Source organism: Colwellia sp. KU-HH00111 (assembly GCF_040362745.1).
Taxonomy (GTDB): domain Bacteria; phylum Pseudomonadota; class Gammaproteobacteria; order Enterobacterales; family Alteromonadaceae; genus Colwellia.
Genome location: NZ_BAABWO010000012.1, coordinates 22,908 through 48,053, shown reverse-complemented (window position 1 = coordinate 48,053; position 25,146 = coordinate 22,908). Strand labels below are relative to the sequence as shown.

General features: G+C 38.6%; 20 protein-coding genes and 1 tRNA gene. 9 read left to right on the top strand and 12 right to left on the bottom strand.

Features of this window, described 5'->3' with window-relative positions:
* Positions 1-74 precede the first annotated feature (74 nt).
* Positions 75-150, top strand: a tRNA-His gene (locus ABXG98_RS17660).
* A gap of 84 nt (positions 151-234) precedes the next feature.
* On the opposite strand, the gene ABXG98_RS17655 is transcribed toward ABXG98_RS17660, so the two are convergent.
* On the bottom strand, positions 235-1,104 hold the full coding sequence (locus ABXG98_RS17655; protein ID WP_353540025.1) for a LysR family transcriptional regulator: 870 nt from the start codon (positions 1,102-1,104) through the stop codon (positions 235-237).
* Positions 1,105-1,405: 301 nt separating this feature from the next.
* Between ABXG98_RS17655 and ABXG98_RS17650 the strand changes: the two genes are divergently transcribed.
* Both ABXG98_RS17650 and fghA read left to right on the top strand, forming a co-directional pair.
* Entirely contained in the window at positions 1,406-2,536 is a 1,131-nt protein-coding gene (locus ABXG98_RS17650; RefSeq protein ID WP_353540024.1) for an S-(hydroxymethyl)glutathione dehydrogenase/class III alcohol dehydrogenase, read from the top strand.
* A 90-nt stretch (positions 2,537-2,626) separates the two neighbouring features.
* Positions 2,627-3,478, top strand: coding sequence for an S-formylglutathione hydrolase (gene fghA, locus ABXG98_RS17645; RefSeq protein ID WP_353540023.1), 852 nt, complete (start codon positions 2,627-2,629; stop codon positions 3,476-3,478).
* A 126-nt stretch (positions 3,479-3,604) separates the two neighbouring features.
* Here the strand turns inward: fghA and ABXG98_RS17640 are convergent, their stop codons facing one another.
* Entirely contained in the window at positions 3,605-4,519 is a 915-nt protein-coding gene (locus tag ABXG98_RS17640; protein WP_353540022.1) for an adenylate/guanylate cyclase domain-containing protein, read from the bottom strand.
* Positions 4,520-4,862: 343 nt separating this feature from the next.
* Here ABXG98_RS17640 and ABXG98_RS17635 point away from each other — a divergent pair, with 343 nt between their 5' ends.
* Together ABXG98_RS17635 and ABXG98_RS17630 are read left to right on the top strand one after the other, a co-directional pair.
* Positions 4,863-5,255, top strand: a complete 393-nt coding sequence (locus ABXG98_RS17635) for a hypothetical protein (protein ID WP_353540021.1) — start codon at positions 4,863-4,865, stop codon at positions 5,253-5,255.
* 28 nt (positions 5,256-5,283) lie between these two features.
* Complete coding sequence (locus tag ABXG98_RS17630) at positions 5,284-5,724, top strand: DUF3592 domain-containing protein (RefSeq protein ID WP_353540020.1); 441 nt, start codon at positions 5,284-5,286, stop codon at positions 5,722-5,724.
* Positions 5,725-5,757: 33 nt separating this feature from the next.
* On the opposite strand, the gene ABXG98_RS17625 is transcribed toward ABXG98_RS17630, so the two are convergent.
* Genes ABXG98_RS17625 through ABXG98_RS17615 form a run of 3 tightly spaced genes read right to left on the bottom strand, consistent with a single transcriptional unit; the run spans position 5,758 to position 10,365 of the window.
* The gene (locus tag ABXG98_RS17625) at positions 5,758-8,181 is read right to left on the bottom strand and encodes a DUF748 domain-containing protein (RefSeq protein ID WP_353540019.1); all 2,424 of its coding nucleotides are present in this window, start codon (positions 8,179-8,181) and stop codon (positions 5,758-5,760) included.
* Between the two features lie 32 nt (positions 8,182-8,213).
* Complete coding sequence (locus ABXG98_RS17620) at positions 8,214-9,632, bottom strand: ATP-binding protein (RefSeq protein ID WP_353540018.1); 1,419 nt, start codon at positions 9,630-9,632, stop codon at positions 8,214-8,216.
* Positions 9,633-9,648: 16 nt separating this feature from the next.
* Positions 9,649-10,365, bottom strand: coding sequence for a response regulator (locus tag ABXG98_RS17615; protein WP_353540017.1), 717 nt, complete (start codon positions 10,363-10,365; stop codon positions 9,649-9,651).
* A 262-nt stretch (positions 10,366-10,627) separates the two neighbouring features.
* Between ABXG98_RS17615 and ABXG98_RS17610 the strand changes: the two genes are divergently transcribed.
* Positions 10,628-11,119 carry a Spy/CpxP family protein refolding chaperone gene (locus tag ABXG98_RS17610; protein WP_353540016.1) on the top strand — a complete coding sequence of 164 codons (492 nt, stop codon included), beginning with the start codon at positions 10,628-10,630 and terminating at the stop codon, positions 11,117-11,119.
* Here ABXG98_RS17610 and ABXG98_RS17605 read toward each other — a convergent pair.
* From ABXG98_RS17605 to rsgA, 4 genes are all read right to left on the bottom strand, one after another.
* Complete coding sequence (locus tag ABXG98_RS17605; protein WP_353540015.1) at positions 11,116-13,158, bottom strand: TonB family protein; 2,043 nt, start codon at positions 13,156-13,158, stop codon at positions 11,116-11,118. The two genes, ABXG98_RS17610 and ABXG98_RS17605, sit on opposite strands and share 4 nt — an antisense overlap.
* Positions 13,159-13,279: 121 nt before the next feature.
* Positions 13,280-13,660 (bottom strand): BlaI/MecI/CopY family transcriptional regulator, encoded by a 381-nt coding sequence (locus ABXG98_RS17600; protein WP_353540014.1) that lies wholly within the window; start codon positions 13,658-13,660, stop codon positions 13,280-13,282.
* Positions 13,661-13,770: 110 nt separating this feature from the next.
* Positions 13,771-14,679, bottom strand: coding sequence for an archaetidylserine decarboxylase (gene asd / locus ABXG98_RS17595; protein WP_502901570.1), 909 nt, complete (start codon positions 14,677-14,679; stop codon positions 13,771-13,773).
* 18 nt (positions 14,680-14,697) lie between these two features.
* Complete coding sequence (gene rsgA, locus ABXG98_RS17590; RefSeq protein WP_353540013.1) at positions 14,698-15,744, bottom strand: small ribosomal subunit biogenesis GTPase RsgA; 1,047 nt, start codon at positions 15,742-15,744, stop codon at positions 14,698-14,700.
* A gap of 92 nt (positions 15,745-15,836) precedes the next feature.
* Between rsgA and orn the strand changes: the two genes are divergently transcribed.
* The gene (gene orn, locus ABXG98_RS17585; RefSeq protein ID WP_353540012.1) at positions 15,837-16,382 is read left to right on the top strand and encodes an oligoribonuclease; all 546 of its coding nucleotides are present in this window, start codon (positions 15,837-15,839) and stop codon (positions 16,380-16,382) included.
* A 70-nt stretch (positions 16,383-16,452) separates the two neighbouring features.
* Here orn and ABXG98_RS17580 read toward each other — a convergent pair whose 3' ends face one another.
* From ABXG98_RS17580 to ABXG98_RS17570, 3 genes are all read right to left on the bottom strand, one after another.
* Complete coding sequence (locus ABXG98_RS17580; RefSeq protein ID WP_353540011.1) at positions 16,453-17,574, bottom strand: PepSY-associated TM helix domain-containing protein; 1,122 nt, start codon at positions 17,572-17,574, stop codon at positions 16,453-16,455.
* A gap of 97 nt (positions 17,575-17,671) precedes the next feature.
* On the bottom strand, positions 17,672-19,762 hold the full coding sequence (locus tag ABXG98_RS17575; RefSeq protein WP_353540010.1) for a TonB-dependent receptor: 2,091 nt from the start codon (positions 19,760-19,762) through the stop codon (positions 17,672-17,674).
* Positions 19,763-19,897: 135 nt separating this feature from the next.
* Positions 19,898-20,962 carry an SPM autocatalytic domain-containing protein gene (locus tag ABXG98_RS17570; protein WP_353540009.1) on the bottom strand — a complete coding sequence of 355 codons (1,065 nt, stop codon included), beginning with the start codon at positions 20,960-20,962 and terminating at the stop codon, positions 19,898-19,900.
* A 303-nt stretch (positions 20,963-21,265) separates the two neighbouring features.
* Between ABXG98_RS17570 and ABXG98_RS17565 the strand changes: the two genes are divergently transcribed.
* On the top strand, positions 21,266-21,751 hold the full coding sequence (locus tag ABXG98_RS17565; RefSeq protein ID WP_353540008.1) for a DUF4442 domain-containing protein: 486 nt from the start codon (positions 21,266-21,268) through the stop codon (positions 21,749-21,751).
* 79 nt (positions 21,752-21,830) lie between these two features.
* The gene (locus tag ABXG98_RS17560) at positions 21,831-25,142 is read left to right on the top strand and encodes a hypothetical protein (RefSeq protein WP_353540007.1); all 3,312 of its coding nucleotides are present in this window, start codon (positions 21,831-21,833) and stop codon (positions 25,140-25,142) included.
* Positions 25,143-25,146: the final 4 nt, after the last annotated feature.

Below are 25,146 nucleotides of genomic sequence, written 5' to 3'. Positions count from 1 at the left end.
TTTCTTGTCAATCTACGTATAAATGCAATATACTCTCCGCGCCTTGCCACAAGGCGTGTTCAGTAATATCAGTGGTGGCTATAGCTCAGTTGGTAGAGCCCCGGATTGTGATTCCGGTTGTCGTGGGTTCAAGTCCCATTAGCCACCCCATCTTTTTTTATAGAAAAATCTTTTGTCTTTTCAAAGATACCTATCCAACTCCTGCCTAGTTGTTGTGCTTTTTTACCGTGAGAGTTATAAACTTAATTGCTCAGCTAAGTAGTCAACGAGTAATCTTATTTTCGGTGATAAATGACGGTTTTGGGGGTAAACAGCCCAAATGCTTTCGTCAGGTGCACGATAATTGTTTAATAACGTCACTAACTCTCCGTTTTGTATATGGTGTTGCACGTAATAGTCAGGTAACTGAACGACACCAATGCCCTTTAACGCGGCATCAGTTAAACTATAACCATTGTTATAACGTAGTCGACCTGTGACCCGTACACGCTTTTCTTTTCCAGATTGTTGAAAGTGCCAGTAATCATTGGTTCCTAATAAACAATGGTGTTTACTTAGCTCTGATATAGCGTGTGGAATACCATATTTTTTTAAATAATGAGGCGATGCGCAAATATAGTTTGTTCTTTTGCCAAGGATTTTTGCCATCATCGATGAGTCGCTTAACTTTCCAAGGCGGATTGCTAGGTCGTAGCCTTCTTCAAATAAGTCCACTTGACGATTACTTAAATAAGCACTGACTTCTACATCTTGATATTGACTGATAAAATTGTTTACTAAGGGCAATATTTGCTTTTCGCCATAAGTTACTGGAGCAGTTAACTTTATTTTACCTTGGGGTTTAGATTGTAAATTAGTGACCGCGCGTTCGGCTGCGTCTAAACCATCTAGAACACTACGGCAATGTTGATAAAAAACACGTCCTTCTTCGGTTAAGGATACTTTGCGGGTGGTACGGTAAAACAATTTAGTATTGAGTCGCTGTTCTAAAGCACTAATTTGCCGACTGACTTGTGCTGTTGATATCGCCATTATTTTTGAGGCAATTGTAAAACTTTCATTTTCAGCAACGTGAACAAATTCACTAATACCATCCCACCGCATAATTATTACCTATATGTACAAGTTGGCTTGAAAAGTATCACATTACACTTTCTTAAGATATAAAATCACCAAATATCAGGTAAGTGAGTAGTCATAAGCTAGAGATCTTGCGTATACTTGTTGGCAAGTAGAGCAAGATAACTTTATTGTTACTATTAGGTAAAAGTGTTTTGTAAATAGCGTGCATTATCATAATGATATACATATAGTAAACTAGACGAATTAAAATAGCGTGCAGCGCTGTTAGTCAACTCATTAACACGCTAACACTGTAACTACTTTCTAATAAGGGTGAAATCAAATGACCGATCAATTTATCAAATCAAAAGCTGCTATTGCGTGGGGTCCTAAACAACCATTATCAATTGAAGAAGTTGATGTTATGTTACCGCGTAAGGGTGAAGTGTTGGTAAAGGTGATTGCTTCGGGTGTTTGCCATACTGATGCATTTACGCTATCTGGAGAAGATCCCGAGGGCATTTTTCCGGTTATCTTGGGTCATGAAGGTGGCGGTATTGTTGAGCAAGTTGGTGAAGGGGTTACCAGTGTTGAGGTAGGCGATCATGTGATTCCTTTATACACACCAGAGTGCGGTGAGTGTAAGTTCTGTTTATCGGGTAAAACAAACCTGTGTCAGAAAATTCGTGAGACTCAAGGGAAAGGTTTAATGCCAGATGGTACCAGCCGTTTCTATAAAGACGGCCAACCAATTTTTCATTATATGGGTTGTTCAACCTTTTCTGAATATACCGTGTTGCCAGAAATATCTTTAGCGAAAGTGAATAAAGCTGCCCCTCTTGAGGAAGTTTGCTTACTTGGCTGTGGCGTTACTACCGGCATGGGCGCAGTTATGAACACTGCCAAGGTTGAAGAGGGGGCAACTGTTGCTATTTTTGGTCTTGGTGGTATTGGTTTGTCTGCTGTTATTGGTGCAACCATGGCAAAAGCTAGCCGTATTATTGCTATTGATATCAACGAAAGTAAATTTGAGTTAGCGAAAAAACTCGGAGCAACAGACTTCATTAATCCTAAAGAACACGAGAAACCAATTCAAGATGTGATTGTTGAAATGACAGACGGCGGTGTTGATTATTCATTTGAATGTATTGGTAATGTTAACTTAATGCGTTCAGCCTTGGAGTGTTGTCATAAAGGCTGGGGTGAGTCCGTGATTATCGGTGTTGCTGGCGCAGGACAAGAAATATCAACCCGCCCATTCCAGTTAGTTACAGGTCGTGTTTGGCGCGGCACTGCATTTGGTGGTGTTAAAGGTCGTACTGAATTACCTGATTACGTCGAACGTTACTTAGCGGGTGAATTTAAATTAAGTGATTTTATAACCCACACTATGGCGCTAGAAGACATTAATGAGTCATTTGACTTAATGCACAAAGGTGAAAGCATTCGCTCCGTTATTCACTTTGATAAGTAATGCCAACCACTTTTTACTTTTAGTTTTTTAAGCGTTGAATAATCTCTTCAGTCACCAAAAACTGAAGAGATTCTAAATTAGGGTTTTATCATGACAGCCAATTATTTAATTGAGAACGTAAGTGCGAATAAATGTTTTGGTGGTTGGCATAAGCAATACAGCCATCAATCACATTCTTTAAACTGTACTATGCGATTTGCTATTTATTTACCGCCACAGGTATCTACAGGGCAAAAAGTTCCGGTGTTATATTGGTTGTCGGGGTTAACCTGTACCGATGAAAACTTTATGCAAAAAGCGGGAGCATTGAATGTTGCTGCACAATTAGGACTTGCCATTGTAGCACCTGATACGAGTCCTAGAGGTGAAGATGTTGCAGATGATGAAGATTATGATTTAGGCAAAGGCGCAGGTTTTTATGTCAATGCAACTCAAGCGCCTTGGAATGCGCATTATCAAATGTATGATTACATAGTAAAAGAGTTGCCACAGCTTATAGAGGCAACGTTTCCTGTATCTGATAAACGGGCGATTAGCGGACATTCGATGGGCGGCCATGGTGCATTAACTATTGCTATGCAAAACCCTGAACGTTACTGCTCAATGTCGGCATTTAGCCCCATTGCTAATCCTATGGCGTGTCCTTGGGGTAAAAAGGCTTTTATTGCATATTTAGGTAAAGATCAATCAGCGTGGCGGAACTACGATGCCAGCGAGCTAATGCGACAAGCAACACAGTTTGTACCTGCTAAAGTTGATCAAGGCTTGTCTGATGATTTTCTGACAGAACAACTAAAGCCAGAAACACTTGAGGCAGCAGCAAAATTGGTTGGTTACCCTTTAGACCTGGCATCTCATGAAGGGTACGACCATAGTTATTATTTTATTTCGAGCTTTATTGAGCAGCACTTGCGCTTTCATCATCAACATTTGTATAAATAGTTGTGATAAAAAGAGGGATGAAAAATGCAGTGATAATATTGCTATTTTAAAGTGGATGTTGGTGGAGTAATTGAAATATTTAAAGGCTAATTTGATTACCAGGCCACTGAAATAGGCTTTGAATTGTTATACTATTGTGCAGTCTTTCATCGGTTTTATCGATAGCGCTATTATATCACTTATTCCGCTCTGTGCTTTAACACCTAGCGAGAGCAATATATTACCAATAATAGGGTATTCCTCACGTCTAATATAATGTTCAACATTATCTGATGCGGTTATGTAGCAACCATTAGAAGAATGGTCAACTAGGACAAATTTTCCTCGACTGAATTTGATTTGACAATGTTGCCTAGAAACTTGATCGGCTTCTATTTTCAGCTGACATTTCTTTTCATCTCTGCCGAAATAAAAAGGTAGTTTGTTACTTTCCAATATAATGACTTGCTGCTTATAGGTAATTTGCAGCACCATACTCTCAAGTTCTTGCATGATCTGTTCAACAGACATTATCCGTGTTTCACTATCAACATCGCGTTTATTTTGCCAAAAATAGCGATAGATTAAAGAAGGGTGCATGGCCCCTTTAATAATGACACGATCAAATTCGTTGATATTATTTTTAGTGGCTTCACCTAGTTCTTTATAAACACTATCGGTCAAAAGTATTTGTCCACCCTTAGCAACATGAGTTAGGTGAGCTGCATCATTAACGGCCTCACCAAATAAATCGTTTTTATCCGTGATGACTTCACCAAAACCTACACCAATGCTCAAAGCTAAATCGGGTTGTTGTAACAAGCTACAAAACTTTAATTGCATTTCATTGGCGGTCTTAATGCAATCTTGACAAGTATCGAAACAGGTCATGATTTCATCACCAATATTCTTGATAATTTGCCCGTTATTTTCGAATACAAGAGAAGTTAAAGAATCAAGTAAAAAATCGACCATCTCTTTAGCTGATTGATTCCCCGTACTTTTGTATAGAGCAGAGCTCCCACTTATATCTGCGAATAATATTGCTTTTAATTGCTTCATGCCAAATAGAACCAGTGTTTAAAATAGCGCTTGAAAGATCAACCAATGTCTCTAATAAGCATAGCGTTATAAATCAATTAAAGAAAGATTGATCATCTAACACGCTTAAATGTGAGAGATAACGCCTTAGGAATGAAAACACTTTTATACAGGAGTGAACACAATAGATTGATGTTAAAGGAAATAATAAGGAATGGCACGTTTAAAAGTCCATGCACATTTTTATATTAAGTCTGCTATAGTAGTTTTAATATACACTATCATGCTTGATAGCAGTCATTAACACCTTCAGATAATAAGTACATTTAAAATGAAACTATGGCCAAGGCAATTATTCATTTGTATGCTAATACTTGGCCTACTTTATGGGTATTATTTAGTTGAATATGGGTTGAAAATCGCCAGTCTTTTGGCTTATTTTGGGCTTGGTCAACTCCCTGTTCATTTAATCATATTGCCAATATTCACTACCGCATTTCATCTAGTACTTGCCGGAAATAAAGCTTCGGGACAAGTTTGGTTTATCATTGTTACTTGGATTATTGCTATGTTGTTAGTTTTTAATAAGATTGGTCAATCTTTTATGGCAATTATTTCTTTGATGTCAGCGTTAATTAGCTTTGTATTAATCAAAAGTGCGTTAACTTATTATTGGGCCGATGAACTGACAAGAGCAAAAATGAAAGAAGGCATCAAAAAGCACCTTCCCTTTGTAATACGCCGTATTAATGATTAGCAATTCTACTATAAAGGTATAAATAACCGTGAAAAAAAACCAAATAGCCAGTTATGCTTTTTGTCTAGGCATTTTATTTACCGCGATACTGGTCAGTTTTTTATTGAGAGTTGAACATTTTCAAAACTGGCCAAAAATAGAAGCTCAAATTCTTGAACAAGAATTGTTTAGCGAAGAGGGTGGAGGACAAAAAGTCTACCTTGAATATCAATACATTATTATGGGTAATGCTTATTTTGGTAGCGAAACTATCCAAGCAAGTGATTTTTATTCAGTGCTGACTGATAACGGGATTAAAATTGCTTTTAATCCCGACTCTCCAGAAACTAGTATTGTCTATGCAAGCATAGGGTATCCCACATATCTGTTAATTTGCTGTGTTTTGATGTTTTTTGTCATGAGCCTTTACTTTTTTATCATTTCACAACAGCGCTATGAACAACTATTAAAACGGTACAAGGAGCAATAAGCAAAAGTCGAACATAGCCACTTAAGGTGACGGTTAAACCGATAATACTATTCTTGGTTTGGCAGCCTTGCTGCTGTCAATTTTAGGCGCACAAAGTAGTAACCTTGATGACTCTATTTGCCCATGTTTAATAATATAATCTTTAAATGCTTCTTCTCGTTGCTCACCTATGGCTTTGAGTTGATTAATTTGGCTTTTATCAGTAATTTTGCTACCTGCAGGTAAATCTAAATCGTCAGGTGTGCTGATGGCGCAAATGTTAACTCGGGTGTCTTTTTTATTTTGCATCAATGCAATAAAAGCGTTTAAGTAGGTCTGTTGCTCATCATTGGGCTCTATTTGCTTGGCTTGGTAAATTAAGTCTTCAAAACGAAGTTTTAACGCAAACTCTCCCACAGTCATGGCAGCAGATACAATGTTGGCATAAGGAACAAATGTCTTCATCAGATAATCTTGTGTTGCCATCCATATCGCTTTTTGTGTGATTAAGGTAACTATACTGCCCATACCAAATTGTGGATCAGAGGTTGAGCCTGATAAAGGGACGTCTAATTCTACACCACCATTTCTATCTTTTAGCATACCAAGCGCCATATTAAATGGTAGGGCACCTTGGTCAATTAAAGCACCCGCTTCATTACTATCGGCAATGGCGGTTTCTAAACCTTGAAGTAAAATAGCAACTTTGCCATCAAGTTGCTCACCGGTTAGGGTAACATCAATATCTGTGTTGAGTTGACCGCTTTTTAATTCCATTTGCATCGCTTGTTTCATATAAGTTGAAACGGCTGGTAGCGATAGTTCTTTTAAGTAGCCTTTTACGTGATGAACAGGTTTTTGTGCAAATGGCTGGGTGAAACCTTTAAATGTAAAATGAGCATATTTATTACTGCGACCAATTAATTCAAAAGGCGTTTGCTGTTGTTGTTTATCTTTAGCATTACTTAACGGCCCTAAATAAAGGGTATCAATATAAAAACTGCGTTTATAAATTGGGTCTACGCTATTATCTATGAACGATATAGTGTTATCGTTTGTTAATGAAAATTCATTCAAAGATATAATGAATGCTTGTTTTTCAACGTCTGGCGCTTGTTGAGTTGCTTGGCTATCGGCAGATATGGTTTGCTCTGCTGGTTTTGCAACAGGCAGCGATACTAAATTAGCCAGCGCTTTGTCTTTATTTAAAATCACCTCACTTTGTAGGTTATCTAAACTGATTTTATTGATTGCTAATTGTTGAGCATTAATTTGAATATCGCTGATATGAAACTGTTTAAGCGTGAGTATAGGTGCATATTCAGACGTTTCATTCTTTGAGGCAAACATATCATCCATCACTATGCTTGCAATGTTCACATGTGGTTTATCGGTAAATTCAAGTTTGATATCATTGAGTGATAATTGCTCAAAATGCGCTAGTTTTTGACTAGGCTGTTGATAGTATATATCGGCTTTGTTCAGACTTAATTGGCTTGTACCAGTTAGCTCAGTCATTTTGCCTTGGCTCAAGGTTAAAGCAATATCTTTAAAAGAGTGCTCTAACTGAGCTAACTTAAAAAACTGCTGTTGATATTCAAGAGCAAGGTTATTATTGGTGAGCTTGGCCTCACTGACTGCAACTTTTAGTTGCTCGGGTGCAATGATTACGCGTTGCTCGCTATTAACTGACAACTTGCCACTTAAGTCTGATAATTCGCTTACATAACCCTTAATTTTTTCAAGGGGGTATTGGGTTAAAGCGAGTACGCTGGCTATTTCGCCTTGGCCTTGTTCAAAGGTAACATCAGCCGATACCTTTAATTCTGCGGAATCAACTATGCTTTGTAATGTCAGCTTCGCTTGTTGTGAGCCTTGGCTTGCTATTAATTGCTCAATTAATAAGGCACTTATGTTAATTTGATGCTGGCTTCTCTCATTATTAACCTTATTATCAACTTCAATATTGAAGCGATTTATGGCAAGTTTAGGTAAAAGGACTTGATATAAAAATGGCGTAGCTTCGCTGGCAACGGGTTCTTTTTTCGCAGGCTCAGCACTTGCTTTATTGAGATCAACCCCGGCAATGATTAGCTGAGTAGCATTTTTTTCAATTTTGATATAACCATCATTCAACGCGAACTTGCTAATGGCAATTTCATCAAATAACAACCGAAATAAAGTTAAACGAACGGTGAGTTTCTCAAGAGAAAAAACCACTTGTGTTTCATCCTTTTGTACTGGATATATACTCAAATCGCTAATTGTTAACTGACTAAGAAAAGGGTTGTAGCTGATACTTGTTTGCGAAGCGAGTGCTAGCCCCTGTTCGTGCAATATCGGCTTGATAAAGTATTTGCTAACAGGTGATGAAATGGCCCAGATGATCAAATAAAGTACAAAAAAAACAATAAGTATGCTTTGTATCCATTTAATTGCCGAAAAAGGTGATTTTTTATCAAGTTGAGAAGTGTCCATATGCCTATATGCGCCTCGATTCCGTTGGATAACTATTTCAAATAAGGAAGTTGAATGGTAACAGATAATCCTTTGACTGCATTATTTTTAGCAAAAATTTTACCTTGGTGTGCATCTATAGCTTGCTTTGCAATAGCCAAACCTAAACCTGTGCCTCCAGTGTCGCGATCTCTAGCAAGAGTCACACGGTAAAATGGGCTAAATAATTTTGATAAAGATTGCTCAGGCACACCGTCACCTTGATCACTGATGACTAGGCTAACAGCCTCCTTGTTGCTTGATAAAATGACACTAATCGTGCTTTGTTCTGGGCTATACTTCACGGCATTACTCAATACATTAGAAATGGCGCTAGCCAGTAATGCTTGATCAGCTAATATATTGATTGTTTTAGCCTTGCTAAGCTCAATAGTGATTGACTTTTTATTTGCTACAAACTGTTCGTCATTGATAATATCTTGCACTAATGCGTTTATATTCACGTGCTGAAACGTTATTGTTTGAATTGTATTTTCTAATCGAGATAAGACTAAAACATTTTCTATCATTTTATCTAAACGTGTGATTTCCCGCTGGCAGCGTTGCAAGTATTGTTGTCGCGCTTGCTCCGAGGTTAACTCTTGTTGTGCTAAACCTATGGCCATTTGTAACCTTGTTAATGGAGAACGAAGCTCATGAGATACATCGCCAAGCAAACGTTGCTGCGCACTTTGATGTTGTTGCAGTTGCTCTGCCATTTCATTAAAGCTATTGGCTAATTGTCCTAATTCATCTTTTCGTTTGGTCATTCCTTCAACCCGAGTATCGAATTGACCTTTACCTAGTTTTGTCGTCGCTTTTTTGATCAGCCGCACAGGTTTACTAAAGGAGTGAGCGAGCAACAAACACAGAATAAAACTAATAAATGCAGGGATAGTAATGCGGGCCCAATAGGGCATAGCCTGCACTAGTTGGCCAAATCGACGAGGATGTTGCTTTCGAGAAATAAACAACTGGTAGCTTTGGTTGTTAATTTCTATTTCAACCGGGCCAGTAATTCGTGTATGTGCCAAGATGCTGGTTTGGATCTGGCTAAAAGCTTGACTACCTAGGTGGTTTGTTAATGCTTGTTGATGCCTTGGTGGTAGGGCTAGTAAACTCGTTATTTGCTGTGGTTGCTCAATACTTTTAAACCATAAATTAAAAGGGCCTTGTATTGCTCTTTTATGTTTTTTGGTTATAAAGTCAGTAAGGTTTTTGGACTTAGAAGCTTCTATACGCCTAGCGATACTGCGTAGTTTATGCAATTCCTTTGGCTCTGTGGCAGAACTGTTAACCTGATAAAACGCATCATTGGAAAGCTGTTGAGAGATAAAGCGTGTACTCACAATTGAAATAATTGCAATGAGCCAAAACCACACAAAGAGTTTTATGGTGAACGATGAGAATAGCACTTTAATATTGACAGGCATGGTTACCACTCTTTGTTTATTGTGTTTCACCGGTTAAAAATAAGTAACCTGCGCCTCGAACCGTTTTGATTTTTTCAATCGAGCAAAAAGGTAAAAATTTACGGCGAATATTGCCTATGTGCACATCAATACTGCGATCGAAGGGGCTTAGCTTTCGGCCTAGTACTTGTTCAGAAAGAGTATCCTTACTGATAATTTGTCCATGATGTTCTACTAGTGCCGTTAGAATTTGATACTCTGTGCCTGTTAGTTCTATAGTGTTGCCATGACATAGTACTGTGCGTGTCGCATGTTTTAGTTCAATGTCGTTGACTGATAAAATAGCATTGCCTTGTTGAAACGCTTGCTTATTTTGTTGGTTAATCAATTGAATACGGCGCAAGATTGCGTTAATACGCGCCAAGAGTTCTTGATGATGAAAAGGTTTAGCTAGGTAATCATCAGCGCCTAACTCCAAGCCCTTTACCTTGTCGTTATTATCGCCTTTGGCTGTTAACATTAAAATAGGTGTTTTATGTGCTTTACCTAGGGCTTTTAATACGTCAAAGCCATCTAACTTAGGCATCATCACGTCAAGTAAAATAAGGTCGAACTTATCACTATAGGCTTGCTCTAATCCAGATTGGCCATCAAAACAGCATTGCACAATAAAATCTTGTTGCGCTAAATAATCCACCAGTAATTCGGCCAATTCGTGATCATCATCTATCAGTAGTATTTGTTTTTTATTCAAATGAAACTCGCTTTCAGCTTTCAAATATATGCGTTTAAAGAATCGTCTTTAAAATACATTCTATTACTATTTTATCTAATGGCATGGCTGCATTTTACCTGATTCTTTATCAGTATATCTCAAGTTGATGCAAGCTTTACCTAACCTTTACATTTGCTTTGCGTTTCTTTGCATTGAATTATTTATACTTAATCAACTTGGAATTAACATCAGTTAATCCTTTCACCGTTAACCACTACCACTTTACTTTTTGGAGTATATTATGAATCTTATCAAACCAATGAAAACAATTGCTACCACTTCAGCACTTTGTGCTGTTATCGCGCTTTCAAGTATCTCTAGCGTTAATGCCGCTAGCGGCGGTAACACTTTTGATTCACCACGTTATCATCAGCGAGGAGGTGATTTTGGCGCGAAAATGCAAAAAAGGATGATCAAAAAATTGGATTTGTCGGCGGAGCAGCAGGTACAGATTGATGCATTGAAAGCCCAAGCTAAAGAGCAGAATCAAATATTACGTGAATCTATGAAAAAATTTAAAACAGAAGAAAAAGCACTACTCCAAGCGGAAGCATTTGATGAGCAAGCGTATCTAGCATTACATGCGGCTTATCAGTCTACTTTTGCACAAAAGGCATTAACCAAAGCAAAGACTAAGCATGCGATTTTTAATGTGTTAACCACAGAGCAACAACAACAGTGGCTTCAGTTGATGGAAAAGCGTAAAGCAAAAATGAATAACAAACGCGGTTAACTTTGCAGGCTAAAGGCAAATACTTTAGCCATATGACTTTCAACTGGTTGATTATCAACTTTAGCTGGAATAAAGCGCCATTTTTTTATGGCAGAACGTATAGAGCTTTTGAAGTAATTAACTTTGTCTTGATGAGCAAACTTAATGTCTTTGATGTGACCATTAACATCAATGGTGAAGTGAACTTCTACTTCAATCTCTATACCTTTTCGCTCTGCAACACTAGGGTATACTGGATCAACAGATTTTAACTGCTCAGCGTTTTGCCAACTAGTGATCGCTGTTTTCACATTGCTGTTGTCTGAAAAAGCCGTGAGTTGTGTTTTATTATCAACCATTTCAGTTGTGCTTAAACGTGCATTACTGAGTTGTGGCGTTTGCTGATTATTTACCTTTTTTTTGTCAAACTGGCCAAAAGGATTTGTCGCAATAGATGGCTCTGCCAGAGTCAATTTTTGTGGTCTGGTGTCTGTTGGTATTGCGTTATTCGTTGAAGTGTTCGTCTCTTGTGATGCTGATAATGAAGTGAGTTCCGCTTGGTATGGATTATCAGCGCTAGTGCGTTCAAATGCTTTTTCGACCATGGATGATGATTTAGCATCCAGGTTTTGGGTAATTGTTTTAGTTATTGCGCCAGAGGCTTTAACCGATAAACTGTCTAATTGTGTATTAAAATCACGTTCGTCTTTACGCGTGGCCACAACCCGTTCAGTTTGGCTTTGTTCAGTATTCTTTTGTTCAATTATCGAACTGGGCTCAGGCAAAATAGCCCTGTTTTCAATGCTTTTTATTTGGTTAGTTGTTTCAGCAATAGTTGTGGTGTCAGTGACCTTACTGGCTTGACTTGTTAGAGGAGCTTTAATCGTTTTAGCAGCGATGAAAGCGTCAGGTTGTTGATTTGAACTTTGAGGGTCATCATTATTTGTTTGAATTAATTTCGCTGCTGGTGGTGCCAATAATTGTTGTGCGATTGTTTGACTTGGCAAGTCACTACTGCTTATGTCAGTATGCACGGGGGCGTTAAAGTGACTATCTTTAGCAGTTTTAGGCTGTTTCCAAGGGTTCTCATTATGTAAAATATCGAGTAATGGCATAGTCAGTAACTGTTTACTCGACAGTAACAACACTGAAAAAATAATGGTAGCACTCGCAAACCACTTACTAATGTTGTTTTTTGGGGCGCAGTGGTGGTCGACCAAACGAATAACTCGTTGTTTTAAATCACCGCCAGATGCCGCCATTGCCATATCGGGAATAGTATGATTGTGAGGTCGCGTGCACAAAGATGCAGTATCTGCCAAGGTATGGGCATAGGCAACAGCGTCGCCACAATGTTGCACGGCAATATCATCGCTACAATATTCACGCTCATTACGCATTTGTTTAGAAACCCACAGCACGCCCGGATGAAAAAACAGTAAAATTTCTACTAGGGTTTGTATAAAATTTACCAAATAATCATGACGACGAATATGAGCGAGTTCATGTAAAATTAGCATCTCGAGCTGTGCGCTATTTAAACCACTGATCATGTTAGCCGGTAGTAGCACCACAGGTTTAAGCCAACCAATGGCCATAGGCACTTCAACTTTCAACGAAATTAAAAGTTGAGGCATTATGGTTAACTGTAACTGCTTTGCCAGTTGTTCAAACCTTGTTTGTAATTGCTGACTAGGCGCAATGGCTCCTTGTTGAGGAAGTTTATTGACTCTTGTTATTTCTATCAACAGTTTACCTGCCAATAGGGTCACTGTAGTCAACCATAAAAAAGAAATATAGGGTAATAATGAAGGGAGTAATTCTGTTAATTCTTTGAAACTAAATAAGGCATCTGGTTGTTTCAACTCTTGAATAAGCTCACTTAATGCCACTGACTTTACACTAGCACTTGCTGAGGTAAGCTCTGCGCGATAAATGATCACAAAGGTTATTATCGGCAATAACAAGTTAGATAACATCGCTAATGTTGAGAGTGCATAGCGAAGTTGGGCTTTGCTATGATTAAAAATAAGCAAGGTCGACTTTAATACAGCAGCCACAAGTATCCCTTGCCACAAAAAATGCAATAAGGTGAGTGCTAAACTGCTTAAAAATGGACTATTGAATAAATTCTCAAACATTTTTTATTTATTATGTGCCTTGTTAAGCGGGAGTTGAATGTTATTTTTCTAAAGAGTTTAACAACTGACGAATATCGTTAATTTCTTCGGCAGAGGTCGATTCATCGATAGCGCGCATCACTAATTTAGAGGTTGAACCACCAAATGCTTTGCTTATCAAGTCTTTAATCAATGAAGACTGAGTGTGCACTTCGCTATTGGCGGCAGCATAAACATGCGCACGATTAGTTTCATCTCTAATAACTAACGATTTTTCGTGCATTATTTGTAATATTTTTAATACGGTTGTGTAGCCAGTTGATTGTGTTGTACTGACTTTTTCATGTATTTGTCTAACGGTAGCTGGACCCATCTGCCAAAGAATATTGAGTAAAGTTAGCTCTGCTTCTGTTGGCTTAACTGCTGATTTACCACGTGCCATCTTTTTAATCCTGAATAGATAATTGTAAAATTATTTCGTTGCTTACGAACCTAATCGTAATACTTGTACCTTCATCGTATACTTTGTTGAATTAATGAGCAACCCTTAATTTATTCATTGTGGTTAGCGTTAGTTGCATTAGTTAATGTTGCATAATGCTCGCCTAACCGAGTCACGGTTTCAGGACCAGCCTCAGGCGCAAATTCGATCATATTAGGCGCAAACGCACTGACAACAGTTGAACCTAATTTAAAACGTCCCATTTCATCACCTTTTTCAAAGGTAATTGCATCAACGCCTTCTTTTGGGTAATGCCATCTAAAGATATCTTTGCCTGCTGGCGGGGTAATTGTGCCAGCCCAAGTGGTTTCAATACTGGCTACGATGGTTGCCCCTACTAGCACCATCGCCAGTTTGCCATGTTCGGTATCAAAAATAGTCACAACCCTTTCATTACGTGAAAATAAATTGGGGACATTATTTGCCGTTAATGGGTTTACTGAAAATAATTCGCCCGGTACGTAAATCATTTCACGTAACGTTGCTGCCATTGGCATATGAATTCTATGATAATCTTTTGGAGCCAAATAAATACAAGAAAACTTACCTTGCTGAAAAGGTTCGGCGGTCGCTGTGTCACCGCCTAAAAGTGAAGTTAACGTGTAGTCAAATCCTTTGGCCTGAATGAGTTTGCCGTCGACAATATCACCCTGCTGAGAGATTGCGCCATCAACGGGGTAACATAAGGTGTTAGTGCTGGGCTCGATAGCACGTGCCCCTTCTTCTAGTTCACGAGTGAAAAAATCATTAAATGTCGCAAAATCACTGGCTTTTTTGAGTTTTGCTTCACTCATATTGATTTGATAAGCCTTGATAAAAAGAGTAATCAATTTGGTGGTTAACCAACCCATTTCAGCCGCAGCTAGTTTGCCTACTAAACGAGACAAAGCATGTTTAGGCATAATATATTGTAAGGTGATTTTAATTTTATCGGAGAGCTTGTTGTTCTTTGAAGACACGTATTTTTCCTTTTGCTGTTAGTCATTAAACCGTGAGGTTAATTTGTTGTCACCTAAACTGGCAATAATGCGCTGAAAACTAGCCAAACGTTTAGGGTTAATTTGTTGTTCGCTTGCGCTAGTTAAAGCGCAGCCTGGATCGCTTTGGTGTTTGCAATCTCTAAATTTACATAAGCCTTGAAATTGTTCGAATTCTATAAAGCCATTAAATACCTGATCAGATGATAAATGCCATAAACCAAACTCGCGAATACCGGGAGAGTCGATTAAATCACCACCATCGTTGAAATGGTATAATCGCGCTACGGTTGTTGTATGTTGCCCCAAGCCTGAATTTTGCGATACTTCTTGTGTCATTAAACCAAGTTCAGGCATTAAGGCATTAACTAAGGTAGATTTTCCGACCCCAGATTGACCAACAAAAATGCTTACATGTTGGCTAAGTTGTGCCTTAATTTCACTTATCCCTTCATTGGTTTGACTGCTGCCATAAAGCACTTGATAACCAATGGCTCGGTAAATTTCCAATTGTTGTTCTATTTCATCCTGCTCTTGTTGATTGAGCTGGTTGAGTAAATCCGTTTTATTTAACACGATAACTGGCGTGATACCGGTTTGTTCAGCAGCGACTAAATAGCGATCAATTATATCGCTATTAAAGGCGGGCAATAAGGAAGAAACAATTAGAATTTGGCTAATATTAGCAGCGATAGGTTTTACCCCGTCATAAACATCTGGGCGACTTAACACAGAATCGCGATCATGTACTGCCTCAATAATACCGCGAATACTATGTTCAGTTTCTTTGCCCAACCGCCATAATACCTTGTCTCCGCAAACTAAAGAGCTGATAGAACGACGTAAATTGCAACGGTAAATGGTGCCGTCTTCGCCTTCAACATCAGCATGTTGGCCAAAGCGACTGATGACTGTGCCCTGCATGGTAGGACCTAGATCTTCATCTTGCCACTGGACTTTACTGCTCGCTACTTTGTTATGTAACTTTTTGTCGTGGTTCGCTTTAATTTGCCGTTGTTGGCCTTTGGTTAGTTTTTTCTTAGCCACAAGTGTTGATCATTTTGTTTAATCCTAGTTATTTGTCGGCTATTATACTGATAATTACTCGCTATTGCTTGTGCAATTTTTAAGGGATATTTATGACTAGTAAAGAAACCAATTTAATTTGGCTTGATTTAGAGATGACAGGGCTAGAGCCTGAAACTGATGTAGTGTTAGAAATTGCCACTATTATTACCGACAGCCAATTAAAAATATTGGCAGAAGGGCCAGTATTTGCTATTAAACAACCTGATGAGGTGTTAGACAACATGAGCGACTGGTGTATTGAACACCATGGTCAATCTGGCTTAACTAAGCGTTGTCGAGAAAGTGAAGTGAGCTTGGCAGAAGCTACAGCACAAACTATTGCCTTTGTGCGGCAGTATGTACCTCAAGGTAAATCACCCATGTGTGGTAATAGCATTGGTCAAGACAGGCGTTTCATCAATAAATACATGCCAGATTTTGAAGATTATTTTCATTATCGTAATTTAGATGTTAGTACCGTAAAAGAGCTTGCCCGACGCTGGAAGCCAGAAGTGTTAGATAAAGTGGTAAAAACAGGTGCTCACTTGGCGCTAGATGATATTCGTGAATCTATTGCGGAGTTAAAAGTTTATCAACAGCACTTCTTCAAATGCTAACGTGATAAACTTCCGACAAAAGTGAACAATGAAGTGGTATTACGCCGCTTTATTGTGTCCACTCATACCGTTAATATTCGACTGATTTTCGGCTTTTTTGCCACCGTCGCCACGACATAGCTATGCCAGTGTATACTAATAAACACGCCAATAACGATGCGAGCCCGGCTATGGTTTGACCTACAACGCCGAATACTTCACCGGTATGTAAAAAGCGTATATAGCTTCTGACTTTACGGTACGTAGAGTTGTCTTCAAACGTTTGCAGTTCAATTACGTTCGCGTTGATGGTATTTATTATCAAGGCACTTTTCTTCTGTGGCTCACCACCATTACCCATATCCACATAAAATTTTTGTAAATGTTGCGGTTGTTTGGCAATTGAAAAGCTTATTGACTGCCAATTAATACTTGTACTTGCTACCTTGCTAAACAATGCTTGCATCGACAACTGCAGAGGTTGTTCTGCTGCCGATAGTATCTGTGCTTTTGGTTGTGTTTGTTGCTCCAGCGACACCAATGACTTTAAGGTTTCACTTGGCCATTTAAAAGAGAAAAACATCGCAGTTGCAGTTATTACTATTAATAAGGGAGCCATGTAGAAACCAAACGTATTGTGCCATTGATAATCTCTAGCATGGCTGCTTTGATGACTTTTACTTAGAGTGAGTTTTTGTTTAAATGCTCTTTTTTTGAATTTAGCCGGCAGCCATAAATATAAACCGCTGAGTGTAAGTAACAAAAAACATACATTGGCTATGCCATTAACCCAACGTCCTGTGTCACTAAATTTTCCATCTAGGGTTAGCCACCGATGAAAGGCTCTTAATTTAGCTAAAAGTAATTTTGTTTCACTGGCAGGCTCAGAGAGTATGTCACCGGTAAATGGATTAATGTAAGCAAGTGTTTTTCGGCCAGCTTTGATCACAAAAGGAGCATTGATCTCATTAGCGAAACTAATCGACAGTGTTTTTTCTCCCTGATAGGGTTTAGCGATTTCAATGATATCGTCTAGTGGCAGTCGGATGGCATTTTCACTCGGTATGACAGGATAATCGCTACGCTGTGCAGATTGAATTATTTGCCTTTCATAGGTTAGCGCAACGCCGGTTATTGACATTAGGAAAATAAAAACTGCGGTACTACAACCTATAATAAGGTGAAACCAAAAAAAGAATTTTCTACTATTCATGTGCATCTCTAATCGTCAGGTTATTGTTGTAATACCATATAGGCTATTTCTTATATGGTATTAGTTTTACTTGAGCCAACAATTCCCGCATAAACTTCTAAAATGAGGTTTTTACTTCAAAACGGGCTGTAGAGCCCTCTCCAATGGTGACGTTGTTAATGCCGCCGCCAGCGAGGTAGTTCGTATCGAGCACATTTTCAATATTTAACCGAAATGCTACTTTTTTACCTGCAATAGCGGCTTGGTAAGTTGCACCAAGGTCAACTCGACTGTAACCGTCTTTAGTGACGGTATTGGCATTATCGGCATAGCGTTCACCTTGATAGAAAATTCCGGCGTTTAAGGCTAATTTTTCGGTTAATTCATAGCGTGACCATAAAGAAGCAGACCACTTTGGAGCATCGGCGGGTGTATTGCCCTCATAGGTTTGATCTTCTTTATAGCTAGCATCTAAGTACATCACTGAGGTGATAGCAAACCATCTATCAGTGATTGCACCTTGTGCAGACATCTCAATGCCCTTGTGTATTTGCCGCCCCGACTGCGTGGTAATGCTCTCGTAGTTTGGATCATCAAGTAGTTGTTCAGAAATAAGTGTGCCACTTTTCTCGATGGTGAAAATAGCAGAATTTAACAATAATCGTTCTGATAATTCCCACTTTGCGCCTATTTCTATCTGTTTTGACGTCGTTGCGTCAATGCGCATACCAAAATTTTTGTCCTGTTCATTCTCGATGGTTTCACTTCGCTGTGGCTCGAAACCTTCAGAATAGTTTGCATACAGAGTACTGTGGTCACTTGGGTGATACAGCACTGCTATTTTTGGTAATAAGGATTCGTTATTGGCGCCTTCTTTATTTTGTTTATCATAACGGCCGCCAATGGCTACTTGCCAATACTGATTGAGTGTCATTAAATCTTGAAAGTACAAGCCGTAATAATCGTATTGTGAGGTACTTAAGCTCGTATCTGTAGTAAAACTGATAGCTGGTTTTAAAGGCTCAATGTCGCCGGGCGTATAATTAATGGCTGCGCCATTGGTTTTTAGTTGCCCGTAATAATAATCAAGACTGTTAGCACCAAATAGCAACTTATGTTCAATGCCTGCTATAGTCAGCTCACCATTTAGGTCAATAAAAGCCGTTTTAAACTGCCAGTCATCTGAACGGTCATAAGGCTTTGAAATATAGCTGTCACCTGATTGATAATCTGAAGGTATTTTCGGTGACGATTCAAAACGTTGCCTGTTAAATTGTTGCTGGTTGTAGCCAACTTTAACTTCCCACAGTGGGTTTATGAAGTAGGTTAGTTTGGCACCAAGGTTTTCGACGGTTATATCGGTGAACGCCCACGAAAAATCATTGATTGTATTGTTCTCACTAATGACATCACCTTTGCTGTCTAGCCATGCTCCTGTATCTAAACCTGCTTTGTCGTTAGTTCGATCATAGTAACCATTAATAACCAGACTATCAGACAGCTGGTGCTCGACCACCAAAGAACCTAAAAAGCGGTCACGGGTTCTGGTTTCTCCATTGTGATAATTACGAGCAAAGTTAACGTCTTGTTTTACTACAACAGCACGATAATTAGTGTCAGTGGTTATTTCCCCGCCAGCATCAAGCATAAAACGGGTTGACCCATTTTGATCCGTATCGGCACTTAATTCTAATAGAGGTGAGGCTGAAGGTTGTTTGGTTACCATGTTGATTAACCCCCCTGGTGCTGATTGCCCATATAAGATACTTGACGGACCTTTTATAACTTCAACTCGAGATAAGGTTTCTATAGGCTGTTGATAATGAGACCAATGTTGATGACCATCACGTAAATAGCCTGTGGATGAACTTAGTTGAAAGCCCCTAGCGCTGAATACTTCTCGGTTTCTTTGTTTAGATCCCGGTGATAAGCTAGCGTCATTGTTGAGTACTTCACCTAAGGTTGTGGCCAACTGTTCGTCAATAATTGTTTCTGGAATAACCGTTACCGATTGCGCGGTTTCAAGCAAGGATACATTTGATCGCATCGCACCTGATGCATCCTCAACTTGGTAGTCATTAAAATAGGTGCCGTTGATGCTAATGATTTCAATGGACGTACCCTTGTTGTTATTTCCCTCTGCGTACGCAGCATTTGAAAGCCCTATAAACCCTAAACTAATACCAATAAACACTTGATTCAACTTCATTACAATTCCATTAATTACTTCAATGATGATAATTGGCGAGCATACTAACACAAATGCAAATGAGATCAATTCTTATTTGTATTTGTGTTAGAGGGGTGAGGGAGGTGGGTAGTAAATGGTAGAAACGTTAGTAGACTATATGCGTACATCAACCTGATGTACGCCACGCCCACTACCATTTTCGCTTATGGCAAAACTTGACTGTCGTAATTGAGCTTGTATTTCTCCTTGTTGGTCGTAAAAATCAAAAGGAGTGTTGATAGCTGATAAGCTAATCGCTTGTATTTTAGCACCTTTTAATGATAACCATCGCTCCGGTAGCTTTTCATCACCTGGTTGCCATAAATAGAGTTGTTCAAACTGTTGATCACCTTGGTCAATGAAACCATTTTCATTGCTATCCATCTGCGCCAGTTCAGTAAAACCATGTCCTGTTTTAGGCCCAAATAACTCAGTACCATCATCTGCTTGTTGATTATCATTTTGGTCATAAACTAAATAGCCGACATCGCCTGAAAAAATAGGTAAACTATCCAAGGTATCATCTTGATTAATTGCAAAACTTGTTTGCCCTTTAATATTTCCTAAACCTTGTGAGCCAAATTGTACAATGAGTGGGTCTTTTAATGCTGCAGCTGTTACTTGGGTTTTACTATAACTACTGTGCTTACTGGTAATCGCTAAATCATAATGAAGAGATAATGCTTTTTCATTAATATTGAATTGCCCACTGACTTGATAGTTGAGCTGCTGCTCATGGTTATGCCATTGCTCTACAGACAATAAATCCCCAAGATTAAATGTTGCACCATCAATGTTGATTAGCCCAGCATTTGATGTTGAAGCTGATTCATTGGCTGTACCAAGATTGTTGGTGGTGTTTTCTAAATTGTTGGTACTAGAGGTATAGCTGAAATCGCTAATATCTAATGACCGTCCTAAAAATCGCTCTAAAACGAGCACCATCAATTGAAGCCTAACCCCTTGAGGTTTTTCGTAGGTAACCGGCTCAGCGTCAATTTGATCAGATGTGACCGTATTTACATGCCCTAGATTGTTTGAAGTGAAAGGTGTGCTTGTTTCTGTGAGTCTTTGAGACGGTGTAGAGCGATTGGACGATGTTAAGGAAACTTCTCGGTGTTGACTAGACTCTTGTTGATAAGTTTGTTGTTGAGATAACGCTATTGTAGTTATAGTCATGATATCACCTGCTCTATGTTATAACGTTAAAGTTAAGTTATATACCCAAGCTACCCAAGGCGTACTAGCATTGAGTAGAGGTTTGATTATAGAAAGGTTATCGGCTCAATGAGAACAATAATTAAGCAGTAATTATTCTAAATGGCTAACTGTATAGCATTAAATTGTCTATCTGAGTGACCTATTCCTTTGTACCTAGCCCGATAATTTAGCAGTATTTACAATAAAATATTGCAGGTCTGACCAGTTTAGTGGACAATAATTATTATCTCTACAATAACGTTAACAGTTTAGGACAATAGCATGGCAAACAAATTTAGTGTTTTCGTAAGTAAAGTTCATAAAGCACCGCTTTTTATGCAGTCATTTTTGTTAACACGGTTTTTCAATTTTACGGTTAAGTTCGCTGGAACAACTGGGGTCAAAATTGAAAAAGTAACACACCAGCAAACGGTGTTGACGTTAAAGAATACAAAAACGGTTAGAAATCATATTGGTGGAGTTCATGCCATCGCGGCAGCAGTATTGGCTGAGTCAGCTACAGGTATAGTGTTTGGTATGAATGTGCCCGATCATTGCGTGCCTTTGCTTAAATCAATGACTATTCATTATCAACGTAGAATGGTTGGGAGCTTAACAGCAGTTGCGAATATGACACTTGCACAAATTGAGAGCATTGAACAACAGGATAAAGGCGAACTTATGGTGCCGGTTACTATTACTGATGAGTCAGGTCAACAGCCAATAGAGTGTGAAATGCAATGGGCGTGGGTGAGTAAAAAGCGCTAATTTAATGTTTTCATACTATTATTTTGCTTGGTCTTTAGTATAAACTAAAGACACTAAGGAATTTAGAATAGTAATAGCTATGAGCGACATTGATGCCTCGGTTGAGCAATCACAGCACGATACAACCTTGATGCAACCAAAAGAAGGTAATACCCACAAACCCTTATACCTACAATTCTCGTTACACTTTGTTTCCTTATTTATTATGCTAATGTTAATAATAGGACTAGTCGGTGCAACCTTCTATCATCAAAGTGCAGCGAAGCAAACGCTAGTAGAAAAGCAATTAATTCCAATTAAGCAACAGTTAAAGCACCTACAGGTTTTACAAACAGCAGACGCACTTATTGAGCAGTTACTCGATAGTCATAATAGTGAAAACTATACTAAACTCCATGCTCAGTTGATTACGGTAAATCAACAGTTACTCCAAATTAATGATGCTAATGTACAACGTTATCAGCAGTGGCTAAATGAAAATAAACAAGCGGTAGAAATTGTTGCTCGCATTCAAGATAACCAGGAACGTAACGAGCAATTAAGGCAAAATAGTATTATTCAGTTGCAACTGATGCTATTTTCATTAAGATCCAAAATTGACAAGCAGACCACAGATTTTCTCGCACTAGATAAGCAACTACAGGCAAAACAAGCCAAGCGTAGTGTGACCTTTAATAATGCCAGTGAATATGCTCAACGGCTTAAACAACTTAATGCATTGCAGGCTTACCAAGCATTAGTAGGTAAACTGTTAGAAAGCATTGAACAACTATCTATGCGTACCCCTATCGCCAGCTTCGAATTACTTCGTTTAAATGCAGACCAAGCCATTGCACAAAATAACCGTTTAAAACAAGATAAAGCGCAACGTTATTTAACTGATGTTTTTCAACAAATGGAGACGTTTGAAAAAATTATTTTTTCAGAGCAAAGGGCGTTATCAAAGTGGCAAGGCTATATTCGTTTAGCTCATGATTATCATGGTAAGCTAAAAGTTCAACAGCAAAAAATTCGCCAGATATTGCTTCAACCTCATAGTGCCCAGTATGTTAATACCAGTAACTATTTTGAACAGCTATTGAGCAAACTCGGTTTCTCTTTAACTGACAAGCAAATACAATTGATACTAATGACTACTATTTGTTTGATGTTGCTATTTTTGAGTTATTCTCTATGGCGATTAAAGTTGAAAATTAAAACGTCAATATTACAAAGCGTCAATATAATAAAGCAGAGTTTACAAGCGCAACCAGAAAATAGCATTCGCGCCAACTGTGAAGAAACACAAATAATATTACAGCAGTTGCAACACATTGCTAAACCAACACACTCAGAGCAAGCATATCAGGCGTTGGCAGCACAGTATCAGGCTAATCAACAATTATTAGCGCAGAAATCACACACGATAGCGCAATTACAGCAAGACCTAGAACAGCAAAAGCATGTAGCCCGAGAGACTGTGGATTTTCTGTTAACGACCGAATTACAATGCTATCAGTATTTAGCTCAGAGAACCTTGTTATTAATTCAACAACAACAGGGACTTGTGTTTAATGAAAGCAATTTCAATGCAGTGAATATAACAGAGCCACTAGTCAAGCTCTACCAACACATAAAACAGTTTGAATTAAGCGTTCAAATGCAGTCAGAAACATCGGTATTGGTACTAAACGACATTAATTTGATCGATGAAATTCATAGTATTCTGTTTAATAAAGCGCTAAGACAACCCTTAGCTAATCATCAGTTTTTAATCACCTGTGATGAGCAGTTAGCGACTTTGGTTAAAATCGATCTTCGTTTGTTTGAACAATTAATAAGCTTGTTGCTCGATATTTGTTTAGATAACTACCAAGGAATACAGGTAGGTTTTGACGTGCAATTAAAAGACAAACGAGAAGGGCAACAAATTGTTAATTTTGGACTGAAGGTCAAACATCATTTAATTAAAACGTTACCTGATGTAATAAAGCAATTACTTATTACGCCAGCCAATACTCGATCACCATTAATTTCCGCCTTTAATGTATTATTTGCCAAGCACCATGGAGACAATCTGTTTGCACAACTTATTGATGGGGGGTATCAAGTTGTATTTGAACTGCCATTGGCTAACTCAACACAAGCCGATATCACAGATAAACTGATACTAGACAATATTAAGGTCATGATGTTGTCTGATAATCTGGCAATTTCCAGTATTGTTAAAAATAGCATTCACTGTGCCAAAGGAAAATTTGAACAATTGGCTGGATTTGACCAGCTGCAACAGCAAATTGATGCTGACAACCTTAAATGCGATAAAGTAGATGTATTAGTGGTTGCTAGTGATATGGTAGAGCAACATTTAGACGCAATAACATCGAAAATACATGCCTTACCACAGAGATTGCAACCTAAGTTGATGGTATTGCAATCCCCTAAACTGAGCTATAAACACTTTGGTTTTTATAGCCAAAGCGAGCAACTTTTTTGTAAAACAAGCTTTTTGTCTAATATTAACGCATTATTAAGTAGTGATCATACCAGTAATCAACTATTGCCTGCTGAGGCTTTTAAGCAAACTCAATATCTTGCCACGCAACTACCGGTATTGCTTGCGGTTCATTCGCCAGCAAAGTATCAGCCGTTACAACGTCTATTGTCTTGGCTTGGTTTACAAGTGCAGGTAGTTGCGCATAAAGCCTCACAACAAGCGCAATGGCAATCAGGTCAATATAGCATACTCATTACTGAGTTTGCTGAAACTGCTTTGCTTGAAATGGCACATAAACCTTTAATTAACATTGCCGTGTTTAGCTTAACGGCTGTTATTCCTCAATCAGAGAATAGTCAAAAATACAACCACTGGCATCTTGGCACGCTAACCAAAGACAGTACCTTAGCTGAATTAAGTCAGGCGCTGGCGCCGTGGTTAAAACCTTTTCAACCCAAGAATCACAAAAGTGCTATTAAAGTTTCAACTATGCAAGCTAACAAAGAGCAAAGCATAGAGACGCCAGAGGACTTTATGATTACTGAGGTAGCCAATATTTACCGAGAGAAAGGGGCTGATAAGGTTTTTGATTTTGCACAATATCTACATCATCAAGGTACAGCTGAGCTAGCCTTATGTATGCTTGATGATTACACCCAAGATAATCACCAACAACTGGATAATTTAATGGCTGCTATTAAAGCGCATAATATAGAAGCAGCGCAATTGGCCGTTGCAGCATTAGCATTAAATGGCGATATATTGTGCGCTCAGACATTGAAACGGTTGTGTGCTCAGTGGTCTAATTTATTAAACAGTAGCAAACTGTCAAATTGTGTAGATAACGTTTATGTATTATACCAAGAAACTTGTGTCGCTTTGCAGGCGATAGATGAGTATGCGGAAACAGTATAATACC

What these genes read in the sequence shown, in the direction of transcription:
- ABXG98_RS17565 (WP_353540008.1), top strand. Translation starts at nt 21,266, where the DNA reads ATGGCAAACAAATTTAGTGTTTTCGTAAGTAAAGTTCATAAAGCACCG.
- ABXG98_RS17650 (WP_353540024.1), top strand. Translation starts at nt 1,406, where the DNA reads ATGACCGATCAATTTATCAAATCAAAAGCTGCTATTGCGTGGGGTCCT.
- ABXG98_RS17610 (WP_353540016.1), top strand. Translation starts at nt 10,628, where the DNA reads ATGAATCTTATCAAACCAATGAAAACAATTGCTACCACTTCAGCACTT.
- ABXG98_RS17580 (WP_353540011.1), bottom strand. Translation starts at nt 17,574, where the DNA reads ATGAATAGTAGAAAATTCTTTTTTTGGTTTCACCTTATTATAGGTTGT.
- orn (WP_353540012.1), top strand. Translation starts at nt 15,837, where the DNA reads ATGACTAGTAAAGAAACCAATTTAATTTGGCTTGATTTAGAGATGACA.
- ABXG98_RS17570 (WP_353540009.1), bottom strand. Translation starts at nt 20,962, where the DNA reads ATGACTATAACTACAATAGCGTTATCTCAACAACAAACTTATCAACAA.
- ABXG98_RS17655 (WP_353540025.1), bottom strand. Translation starts at nt 1,104, where the DNA reads ATGCGGTGGGATGGTATTAGTGAATTTGTTCACGTTGCTGAAAATGAA.
- ABXG98_RS17600 (WP_353540014.1), bottom strand. Translation starts at nt 13,660, where the DNA reads ATGGCACGTGGTAAATCAGCAGTTAAGCCAACAGAAGCAGAGCTAACT.
- ABXG98_RS17560 (WP_353540007.1), top strand. Translation starts at nt 21,831, where the DNA reads ATGAGCGACATTGATGCCTCGGTTGAGCAATCACAGCACGATACAACC.
- ABXG98_RS17625 (WP_353540019.1), bottom strand. Translation starts at nt 8,181, where the DNA reads ATGGACACTTCTCAACTTGATAAAAAATCACCTTTTTCGGCAATTAAA.
- ABXG98_RS17575 (WP_353540010.1), bottom strand. Translation starts at nt 19,762, where the DNA reads ATGAAGTTGAATCAAGTGTTTATTGGTATTAGTTTAGGGTTTATAGGG.
- ABXG98_RS17635 (WP_353540021.1), top strand. Translation starts at nt 4,863, where the DNA reads ATGCTAATACTTGGCCTACTTTATGGGTATTATTTAGTTGAATATGGG.
- ABXG98_RS17640 (WP_353540022.1), bottom strand. Translation starts at nt 4,519, where the DNA reads ATGAAGCAATTAAAAGCAATATTATTCGCAGATATAAGTGGGAGCTCT.
- fghA (WP_353540023.1), top strand. Translation starts at nt 2,627, where the DNA reads ATGACAGCCAATTATTTAATTGAGAACGTAAGTGCGAATAAATGTTTT.
- ABXG98_RS17620 (WP_353540018.1), bottom strand. Translation starts at nt 9,632, where the DNA reads ATGCCTGTCAATATTAAAGTGCTATTCTCATCGTTCACCATAAAACTC.